11 protein-coding genes are annotated in these 9639 nt (G+C 70.9%); 4 read left to right on the forward strand and 7 right to left on the reverse strand.

Going from position 1 to position 9639, the window contains the following annotated elements; genetic code table 11:
• Window positions 1-281: 281 nt before the first annotated feature.
• Window positions 282-917 (reverse strand): hypothetical protein, encoded by a 636-nt coding sequence (locus tag ACH4E8_RS34515; protein ID WP_398455615.1) that lies wholly within the window; start codon window positions 915-917, stop codon window positions 282-284.
• Between the two features lie 282 nt (window positions 918-1199).
• Here ACH4E8_RS34515 and ACH4E8_RS34520 point away from each other — a divergent pair, with 282 nt between their 5' ends.
• From ACH4E8_RS34520 to ACH4E8_RS34530, 3 genes are all read left to right on the forward strand, one after another.
• A complete protein-coding gene (locus ACH4E8_RS34520; protein ID WP_398455617.1) occupies window positions 1200-2126 on the forward strand; it encodes a ParA family protein in 927 nt (308 codons plus the stop codon).
• The gene (locus ACH4E8_RS34525; protein ID WP_398455619.1) at window positions 2123-2440 is read left to right on the forward strand and encodes a hypothetical protein; all 318 of its coding nucleotides are present in this window, start codon (window positions 2123-2125) and stop codon (window positions 2438-2440) included. The genes ACH4E8_RS34520 and ACH4E8_RS34525 overlap by 4 nt, the downstream gene beginning before the upstream one ends.
• A 148-nt stretch (window positions 2441-2588) precedes the next feature.
• Window positions 2589-3860 (forward strand): hypothetical protein, encoded by a 1272-nt coding sequence (locus tag ACH4E8_RS34530; RefSeq protein ID WP_398455620.1) that lies wholly within the window; start codon window positions 2589-2591, stop codon window positions 3858-3860.
• 98 nt (window positions 3861-3958) lie between these two features.
• Here the strand turns inward: ACH4E8_RS34530 and ACH4E8_RS34535 are convergent, their stop codons facing one another.
• Together ACH4E8_RS34535 and ACH4E8_RS34540 are read right to left on the reverse strand one after the other, a co-directional pair.
• The gene (locus tag ACH4E8_RS34535; protein ID WP_398455621.1) at window positions 3959-4435 is read right to left on the reverse strand and encodes a hypothetical protein; all 477 of its coding nucleotides are present in this window, start codon (window positions 4433-4435) and stop codon (window positions 3959-3961) included.
• A gap of 141 nt (window positions 4436-4576) precedes the next feature.
• The gene (locus ACH4E8_RS34540; RefSeq protein ID WP_398455622.1) at window positions 4577-5158 is read right to left on the reverse strand and encodes a hypothetical protein; all 582 of its coding nucleotides are present in this window, start codon (window positions 5156-5158) and stop codon (window positions 4577-4579) included.
• Window positions 5159-5885: 727 nt separating this feature from the next.
• Here ACH4E8_RS34540 and ACH4E8_RS34545 point away from each other — a divergent pair.
• Entirely contained in the window at window positions 5886-6023 is a 138-nt protein-coding gene (locus tag ACH4E8_RS34545) for a hypothetical protein (RefSeq protein ID WP_398455623.1), read from the forward strand.
• A gap of 870 nt (window positions 6024-6893) precedes the next feature.
• Here the strand turns inward: ACH4E8_RS34545 and ACH4E8_RS34550 are convergent.
• From ACH4E8_RS34550 to ACH4E8_RS34565, 4 genes are all read right to left on the reverse strand, one after another.
• Window positions 6894-7232, reverse strand: coding sequence for a hypothetical protein (locus ACH4E8_RS34550; protein ID WP_398455624.1), 339 nt, complete (start codon window positions 7230-7232; stop codon window positions 6894-6896).
• Window positions 7233-7294: 62 nt separating this feature from the next.
• On the reverse strand, window positions 7295-8029 hold the full coding sequence (locus tag ACH4E8_RS34555) for a hypothetical protein (protein WP_398455625.1): 735 nt from the start codon (window positions 8027-8029) through the stop codon (window positions 7295-7297).
• Window positions 8030-8425: 396 nt separating this feature from the next.
• Window positions 8426-8770: a hypothetical protein gene (locus tag ACH4E8_RS34560; protein ID WP_398455626.1), complete on the reverse strand. Its 345-nt coding sequence runs from the start codon at window positions 8768-8770 to the stop codon at window positions 8426-8428.
• 127 nt (window positions 8771-8897) lie between these two features.
• Window positions 8898-9353: a hypothetical protein gene (locus ACH4E8_RS34565; RefSeq protein ID WP_398455627.1), complete on the reverse strand. Its 456-nt coding sequence runs from the start codon at window positions 9351-9353 to the stop codon at window positions 8898-8900.
• Window positions 9354-9639: the final 286 nt, after the last annotated feature.

Genomic DNA, 9639 nt, shown 5'->3' on the forward strand with positions numbered 1-9639 from the left:
GGGGCCGATCCAGGACAGAGCAGTGCTTGAACTCGCGGGCCCCGAGAGACCTTGACCGACGGCGTCCCGGGCGGCGTGGGCGCCAGGACAGCGGTGCACGGCAGTACGCGTCTAGCCGTTGGGTTCCACAGTAGAGGGAGTGGCGGACAGCCCGCTCGGAGATCGCGCGGGTCGCCTCCCTCTTCGCTTGGGGAGCAAGAGAGGCCACCCGAAGACAAGGGAGAGCAGGAAACGAGGAATTCGTGGCGGGTGGGACTGGTGTGACAGAAAGGCCCGGAGCATCAGGCGGAGGACGCCGGGCCAGGAACAGGCAGTTCGGGCGGCGAAGCGTCGGATGCCGCCTGGGTGAGTGCGAGTTGGATGCGGTCGGCAAGACCTGCGAGCTCGGTGGGCTCGGAGCTGTTGCCGTCGTGGTGGAGCTCCTGGGCGGCGACCTCGTCGAGGACCTGGTCGAAGCTCTTGGCGTTGGGCCCGTGGTGCTCGGGGAAGACCCGGGCGAGCCACCAGGCGGCCGCCCGCCAGTCCGGCCGCAGGTATCGCACCTGGCGCTCCTCGATCTCCTGGCCGGTGACCGGGTCGGTGAAGGTGCGCACACGCTCCTCCAGGACCAGGCTCCCGGCGCCGGCCTGCAGCACCCGGGCGAGCGCCCTGGTGGCCATCCGCGCGCGGGCCAGTTCCACCCGCCGTTGCAGGTCCACGTACGGCTCGTCGCGCGGGTCGGCGTCCTCGCCGTTCTCGCGGGCCTCGGCGGCGTCGCGGCCGCGGGCCATCCACCGGGCCACGGTGGCCCGGGAGACTCCGGCGGCCTCGGCGGCGAGGAAGGTGTTGGCCCCGACGGCGGAGGCCCGCTCGATGGCGTCGGCCCGTTCAGGGGTGAGTAGGCAGGGGCGGCCGGGGCGGCGGTTGTTCGATCTCATGGCGGCGGACCGTACGGACATCGACCGCTACCGTCGCGACCGTATCGCGCGTTCTGCGACAGGCCCTCACGCGCGCGGGCCTGCATGTGGGCCGTCCGGGTTCCTGCTGGTCAACGGGGCAGCCCACTCGGACCTGTTGGACCTAACGGGGTCAACCCTGTTGGGGGCAAGGGGCTGGCCTGCGGTTTTCCGGAACGGGGCGTGGTGCACCCGTCGCCGGACGAGGCGGTACGGTCGGGCGGTGACGCGAGCACGGGGACAGGCCCGGATGAGGAGAGAGCCATGGTCCAGGTAACGCTGGAGCCGCTGAGGATCCCGGAGCGGCTGCTGATGCCCGCGGTCTTCGAACGGGCGTGGACGGAGCCGGCCAATCGGCTCAAGCCGCGGATCCTGCTCCCCTCCACCTTTACGCGCCCGGGCCAGATCCTCCCCGGTGAGCAGCGGGTGTTCATCGTCTTCAACCGCAAGGGCGGCGCCGGGAAGACCACCACCACCCTGGAGCTGGCCTGCGCCTGGGCCGCGATGGGCTACACGGTGAGGATCATCGACGCCGACCCGCAGGACGCGGGCCTGACCGGGTGGCTGCAGCCGGTCTACCCCGAGGACTTGGCGCCCAGGAACCGGATGTCGCTCAAGAACGTGCTGTACGGCGAGGTCGGCCTGGACGAGGCGACCTACTACACGCGGTACAAGAACGTCTACATCGTCCCGAGCTACGAGGACTGCGCGGTCGCCGAGTACGACCCGGCGGTCAACGGAGAGCGCATCCTGCGCCGCGCCATCAAGCGCAGCGAGGCGCCGGTGGACATCACCATCGTCGACTGCCCGCCCAAGGTCGGGAAGCTGTCGACCTTCACCCTCGCCATCGGCGGGAAGGTCATCGTGCCGAGCCAGGTCAGCGCGCTGGACGCCAAGTCCAGCGAGTCCCTGCGGCAGACGATCGCCAACGCTCAGGACGAGTACGACGTCGAGGTCGTGGCCGCGGTCCTGTCCGCCTGGGACATCACGAACATCGCCAAGGAAGTCGGCAACGAGATGGCCGAGCACTACCCGGGCGCTCTGGTCTGCCCGGTGCGCAAGTCCGTCGACGCGAAGACGGCACCGGGCGACAACAAGTCGATCCGCGAGTACAGCAAACGGTCCACCACCACCCGCGACTTCGACCAGCTCGGTCGGATGCTGGTGGCGCCGCGAGGGGAAGCAGCATGAGTAACGGACTGCCGTTCGGACAGGGGAGCATCCTCGGCAAGGAACTGGGCGGCCAGGCGCCGGCCAGCCCGGGCACCAAGGAGAAGATCCCGGCCTACGTCACCCCGGCCGTCATGAACCGGCTGCGCAACACGGTGGTCGCCCTGCAGCGGATCGACGACGAGGACGCCGACGTACCGGTGTCGTTGTCCGCGTACGTGGAGGCCGCCGTCCTCGCGCAGATCCGACGCGACGAGCGCGAGTACAACGGCGGCAACCCGTTCCCGCAGCGCCGCCAGAAGAACCTCAAGACCGGGCCGCCGGTCACGAAGTAGCCCGGCCCGCCTCGGCTCCGACAGCCCCGCCTGCATGGCGGGGCTGTCGTGTATCCGCATGCCAGCAATAGTTGGGCCTGTTAGTTCTAATGGGTCTAATTAGTTGTTCTGGCGTGAGGGCGGCCCGGACGTGGCTACCGTGCGATCCGTGAAGAAGAAGCCCGACGACGTCCTGGACGAGATGCCCGAGCTGAAGGAGGCGGTCGTCTCCGCGTGCCGGGCCGCACCGTCCGAGGCCCGCGAGCGGCAGATCCGCGCTCACGCCCGCGAGCTGGTCCGCGCCCTCCGGCACGCCGACTTCCCGCTCGACGTCGACGCGGACCTGGCGGACGTCTTCGACCGGGACGCGCTCAAGGCGTACGAGCGCCTGGCCCTCGCCGGCGAACTGCGCGCCCGGGGCGGGGTGCGGCCCACCTCCGAGGCCACGGCGAACGTCCGCTCCGGCGTGATGACGCTGCTTCAGCGCGAGCTTGGCCTGGAGGTCGTCCACCTGCGCCCGCAGGAGGAACAGCCCCGCAAGGAACCGGTCGACGTCGCCCGGCGCGAGCGGATGCGCGCCAGCCTGCAAACCGTCGCCGACTACATCGGGCGGCGCACCCACTGGACCGCCGAGGGCGGCCTGCTCACCCGCGGCTTCCCCCGCTGGGTACGGATGCTGGCGATGGCCTCGGTCACCCTGGACACCGGATCCCGGGTCGGCGAGCTGTGCGCGCTCCGGCTGCAGGACCTCTCCCCCACCCTGGAGGAGGTCCGCATCGTGCGCCGGCCGCAGAACGCCCGCCCGGACGATCCGGTCTCCGTCGAGGTCTACCCGCTGCGCCGCGCGACCCGGGCCGCTCTGCAGCGCTGGTTCCTCGTGCGCCGCCTGCTGATGAACGAGCTCACCGGCAGCGCGGACGCGCTGTGGGTCTCGGTGCGCGGGAACCACTCCGGCACCATCGACGAGGAGACCGGCCCACGGCACCGGCCCGCCGGAACCCCCCTGCAGCCGCGCGGCGCCGGCCGGGCGTACGCCGCGGCGGTCGCCAAGGTGAACATCGAGCTTGGTGGGACCGAGGGCTGGAGCCCGCTCCCGGAGCGGATGGAGCAGCTGCGCCGCGGCGTCGCCGCGCCCGAGCTCCACCTCGTCCCGCCGCGCCCCGACGCCGAGAAGGCCGCCGTTCTCATGGGCCGCCTGGAGGACGCGGGCCGCCAACTCGCCGCCCTGCCCGACGCCCGGGCCACCGCGACCACCGGCCGCAGGGCCCGCGACGAGGCCCGCGGCACCCTGCGCGAGGCGTGGCGGCTCGGCGTCGAGCACCAGGTGCAGCTCGACGTCCTCGGCGCTTCCGGCCTGCTCGCCTACGGCACCCCGCGCGCCGGGTGGGAGCCCGAACTGCTCCGCGCCCTGGACCGGGCGGCCCGACTCACCCCGCTGTAGACCCATTGGGTCCAACAGGTCCAACGAGCCCTGCCCGCCCCGGCGAGTGGGGCTCGCCTAGTCGCTGGGAGTCGAACGTGCCGTGGGCTGCGTCGAGGTCAGCGTGCGTTGGACCTGTTAGGGCTAAGCCCATTGAGCGGCTCCGGTTCGGTGTGGCGGCACAGCCCGAAGGGGGTCATGGTCCCGTCGAAGGAGCCGTTCGCCGTGAGCTGGCGCATCACCGTGTTCAGCAAGGAGCCGGTGGTGTCCTGTGGCCACAGGGCGGGCGCGTTCCAGAAGTGCCGCCAGGTCGGGCCGTGGCCGTGTTCATCCCAGTAGGCGTCGATCCAGGCCAGCGCCTGCTCGCGCCATGCGGGGTCACCGGTGAGCCGCAGTGCGCGCTCCTGGACCGGCCTGGACGTTTTCCACCACCGGTGGTTCTTGGGATCCAACGCGCGGGCGAGGATCTCCAGTCCCTCCTCCGCAGTGATGTCCGGGCACCGCGGGCATCGGACGGCCCGGGCGATCGACTCCTGCACCCTCGCCGCCCTGTTCTGCCGGGCGGCGAGCCGGTTCTTCGTCGCTGTCTCGCTCACGGAGTCAGCCTTGCCAGCTCGCCCTACCGGCTCAAGGAGACACGCTGCCGTTCGAGCCGCGCCAGGGCGTCAGCGGATCAGTCGATGCCCGCCTGCGATCAGGAGCCCTGCCTGGACTGCCCGCGGTCCGGAAGCCCCTGCTTAGGAACGGTTGGATCTGTTAGTCCCAACAGTTCCAACTGACAGTTTGGCGGGGAGGACGTCGGTGAGGAGGTCGCTGCGCCACATTACGATCTGCTCGGTGCCGAAGCCGTACCAGCCCGCGCCCCGGGCCACCCGCAGCCTCGCGTCGGTGCGTTCCCAGTAGGCCAGGCGCGACTCGTCGCGTTCGTCGACCTCGTACGGGGCGGCGGTGAGTACTGCGGGCCGGGCGTCCTTGAGCCAGGCGAGCTGGTGGTCCATCCAGCCGCTGTCGAGATGGGGCGTGCCGTAGCGCGTGCACGGACCGCCGTCTTCGTAGCGGGGGCGGCAGGGCTGGTTGTTGTCCCGACGCAGCCACAGCGGGCAGCAGCCGGCCTCGCTGAGGCGCAGCCCGTAACGCTCCGCCCAGGCGACCACCACCTCTTGGCGGGCCCGGGCCCTTAACGCGCGTTCGTCGTACTCCGCGGGGTCGGCATGGCGCAGTCGCGGTGGCGGGGGCGTCAGGCCGTAGGGCCAGCGGATGCCGCACTCGTCCTGTCCGAGGACGACGGCGGCGCGGTCGTACAAGTTGTCGTCGTTCATGCCGTGGACAACGAGCCGGAGGTGCTTCGGTCGCCTCAAGGGCGGTCGGTGCAGCAGCCGGTGCTCGGCGGGGGTGGGAGTTGTGAGGGCGCCCGAATGCCGTTCGGCTGGGACGTCCGTCCCATGGCGCGGGGCAAGCGGTTCCGCCAGGAGCGGAAGGATCTCGTCGCCGGCGACCGCGGCCTCGGTGCCGGCGGCGGGTAGTTCGTTGTTCAAGGGGCTGCGGGGGCCGGCGCGGGGCCTGCGGCAGGGCGGGCGCGAAGGCGCCCAGGCGAACAAGATCGTTTGCTCTTCGCCTGATTGTCGGTCTCCACGGGCGGCGAGATTTCACCCAACTAGTCATATTTTTAACGCTGTTGTGGAGGGCGATTCACGTGCAACCGCACATGCATGTGTGAGATAGGCGACTTTGCGATGGGGAACCCGGCACTCAGTTCCGGACGTAGTCGCAGCCCAGCGGAGGGCGAAGGGTGCGGTGGGTGCCTCCAGTTGAGGGTGCATGCTTCCTGCACCTGTTTGAGCTGGCACTCGGTGCCCCATCCACCCGGTTGTCGGGGGCAGTTGGCGTCAGACGCGGAATCCGCACCGTGCGGGTACGCTGCTGTGCATTCGTCACCCCCAGGGCCCGAGACCACTCGTGGCTCCCCGCGGGAGCCCACGAAGGATGTGGGCCACCCACGGGTCCTACGAAATCCGTAGGTCCCACGGAAAGGGGTGATTGATCCCGATGGCTGTGCAGGACGAGCCGGAGGGGCACTGCCGCTGCTGCAGCAAGCGGGTCCCGCCGCACCGACGGGCGGTCCGCTGGCTGGGGCCGGTGGCCTTCGCGATCTACCGGATCGTGCGGGACTACGGGCCGTTGTAACGCGAAGAGCCCCGACCTAACGGTCGGGGCCGCGCTGCAGGCGGAGTGCTGAGGGAGGGCCTCACCTTGATGCTTCGCGGGCTTCGGGTGGGGCCCTCCGCATGTCCGAATGCAGATACCGCGGCAAGCGCAAGGTAAAGCCCCCTGGGCGTGACATCGATCACACCGGATTGCCGCAGTGCCCCCATCTTGCCTTGGTGGGGGGGATTTCGCACCGCCTGGTCGCATGTTGATCTGCGGAGTTCACCCCTGCTTGTCCGGTAACGGCCCAGGCCGCAGCCGGGTTGCGGCCGGTTTCACCCCTCAAATGAGTGATGCACATCACGCCACGTATGGGTGAGGGGGTGGACACTCAAGCGCTTGTCTTTTGAGGCATTTGCCGGGACTTTCCCTCATGCAAAGGTCGGAATGAGGCGTTCCGAAAGTGGAGGGAGGTACCTTACTGGCGCCCACCGACAAAGGGGCGGCACTGAGCTAGCCGTTCACCCGGATGGGGAAGGCGGCCCCGACCGTACGCCACGGCGCCGACAACCTCTCGTGATCTTTCCCCATCCTTCGAGTGGTCTTCAGCGGGGAATCAGCATGCGCGCGGGGCGTCATCTGGTAGGGCCATCGACTGCAGTGCCGCGCGAGCACGACCTCACCCGACCGCCCGTACAGCCGGCAGTGGCCGCCCTCCGGCGTCGCCTTCGCCTCGACCGCGAGATGCGCATGGCCTCGGCGCGGGCAGGATGCCGACGGGGACCGCACACCGCCGGCGGACCCATTGGGCCCAACAGGGTCAACCTCGGCGCCACCGCCGGGCTCTCGGCGAACGCCCGATCGCGGCCTTCAGCTCGCAGACCCGCCCGATCGCGTCACAGGCAGGCGTCACACGGTGGCGCCTGCTGAACGCAAACGCCTCCGCCAAGCCCTCGTCCGGCACCGGTGTGCCCGGAGCACCAGGTCCTCGCCGCCGATCGGCAGCTCGACGTCGAGGGCGTCGTCGGCCGGCGTCTCCGGCACCCACGCCGCCTGTTCGCTTTCGTCCAGGCCGTCGATCCCCTTGCCGTCCCGCAGCCGGTCGAGGCGGTCCTCGCCAGGGCCGGGCGTCACCGCGACGGCCGTCATCCACTGCTCGAAGTCGTTCAGCCCGGTCAACGAACGGCAGGCAGCGCCGCGGTTCCGCTCGCCGTCGAGCCGTAGGCTGCTGACCTGCGAAAGGAACACTTCGTGGAACTTCGTGGAACCGTCCTACGCGCGCGCGTGGCACGAGGTTGGACCTGTTGGGGTCAATGGGGCCAACCGTCGGTCGGGGTCTCGACGCCGTGGCGGGCGGCGCGCAGGTCGGCCAAGACCTCCAGGGCTTCGGTGCGGGCGGCTGCGGCAACCTCCCCCAGCGCAGAGCCGGGGGAGGCGAGGACGTGGCGCAGGGCGTTCAGCTGGGCCGCGAGGCCGGGCCCGTCGAGTTCGCGGTGCCAGTCGGTGAGCTTCTCGGCAGGAGCGGTGCAGGCCAGGAGCTCCCAGGAGTCGTCCAGACAGGCCAGGGACCACACGGCGGCGCGCAGCCGGGACGCGTTGGCCCGGCACCAAGTTTCCTCGGCCCGGTCGCGGGCCCGCTTGGCGCGCTGCTTCTCCGGATAGCGGTCGCCGCGGTAGGTGGCGGCGTCGCGCTCTAGGCGGACGAACCGGCTCTCGGCGCTTGTACGGCTGGCGAGCCCGAGGGAGTCGGCGACCTGCTGCCAGGAGGCCCCGCGCCGGCGGGCGGCCCGGGTGAGGTCGCGCTCCAGGGTGTCCAGCGCCGCGCGGGCCTCGTCGAGCTGGGTGAGCGCGGCGAGGACGTCGTCGGCCGGCACCTCCGCCTGCTCGGCGTTGTCGAGGCTGTATCGGTCGGCGGCCGCGCGCACGGCGTGCATCGCCCGCACCGGGTCGTACCAGCCGCGGCCGCCGCTGTACTTCGCCCTCAGCAGCGCCTCGGCGGCCTCCAGCGTCTGCTCCCGGGCCTCGGGGTCGATCTTCTTCGCCATGGCGGGCAGCCTGCCACCCCACCGACCGCGTCCGCGATTCGCGGACGGCCACGCTGAGCGTTCACTCAGTGAACATCGCATATGCGGACGATCTAGCCGAAACACGGCGCGATCTGGACGGATACCCGCGCACCCTGGGCCGGCCGATCATGCGGAACAGGCCCGAGGAGGGGCTCTGGAGGGTGCGTGGAGCACCTGTCCCGGCGCGACGGCCTCCGAGTTCCCCGATCATGCTCCGGGGGCTGCACGCCACCGTCGGACCCATTGGACCTAACGGGGTCAACCTTGGCGCGGCCGCCTTCGCGCCGGCTGGGCCACCGCATCGCCGGCCTCTCGGCGAATCCCCGCCCGCGGCCTTCAGCTCGCAGACCCGCCCGATCGCGTCACGGGTAGGCGTCACACGGTGACGCCTGCTGAACGCGAACGCTTCCGCCAGGCCCTGGTGCGGCACCGCGGTGAGCAGTACTGGCTGTCGGACCGCTTGGTCTTCCCGAACGGGGTGTCGCTGGAGTACCAGGTGCTGCCGCACTCCGGGCACAGGAACCTGGGCCAGGGGTGCCGGCGTCCTTCGAGCACCGCACGCAGTGCCTCGCCGCCGGCGTCGATCGCCGCGCGCCGGGCCCGCATCTGGCGCCAGGCCCTGGTGCGGCAGGCGGCCCCGCAGTACCGGCGCGACCGCCTGCTGCCCTTCGGCAACTCCATGCCGCACTGGCTGCACCGCCGGACATTCCTCCTGGCCATACCTCCAGGGTCCCCCCGTCCAGCGGCGCGGGCCAGAGATCGGCCGCGGGTTGCGGAAGTCGGGGTGGCACTGGATCGGCTCGCAGGACCTGTACTCCTGCCCGGCCCCGGCGCGGGGCCTGCTCGATCAGCCCCTCCTGCCGCTGCTGCGTCCGCGGTGGTATCCGCTGCTCGCGGCTTGGGCTACGCGGCCGGAGCTGCGGCGGCGTAGCTGCTCCGGCATGGTGGCCACGTCCTCGAACGCCGCACGCAGTTCGGCGATGTCGGGGTGCGGGTGCCCGGCCTGCTGTTCGTAGTCGCCCAGCACCTGCTCCACCGCCCGGTGCAGCCGCGCGACCTGGGGGTCGGCGAGGGGATCGGCGGACACCTCGACATATTCGGCGAGGGCCGGGGGTCCGGCCACCGTGCGCCGGCGGTGGCCGGTGGGTGAGGCCGTCCACCGACCGGTGTCCGTGTCCTGGACTGCCTCGGTGAGCGGGTAGACCCGGCGCTCCTTCTCCCGGTCGTACCAGTCCTCGCCGGTCTCGATCCAGTGCAGTCCGTCCGGCCCCCGCCAAAGCCTCGTGGGGTGCAGCGTCGTCATGGCGTCCTCCGCATCGTCGTTGCCGGACGGCCCGCGCCGTCCCGTCCTGTACCCGCCCGTAACGAAACTTGGCCTTTTCGTGACTGGTGTGATGTGACTGGGGCCGGAGATGGCCCAAGGGCTCGGAGTGCGTCCGGCATTCACGCACGGCGCGGATTGGCCCTGTTGGGTCTAATGGGTCCATCTCGAAAGGGGCGCTGTGGGGCTGGTTCTCAGTCGGACCCGTTGGGTCCGACGGGCTCGATCGCCGCGGCCTCTGCTTTCCGCTGTGCAGGCAGGACGGCGA

This window comes from Streptomyces sp. NPDC017979, from assembly GCF_044328175.1.
In the GTDB taxonomy this organism is placed as follows: domain Bacteria; phylum Actinomycetota; class Actinomycetes; order Streptomycetales; family Streptomycetaceae; genus Streptomyces.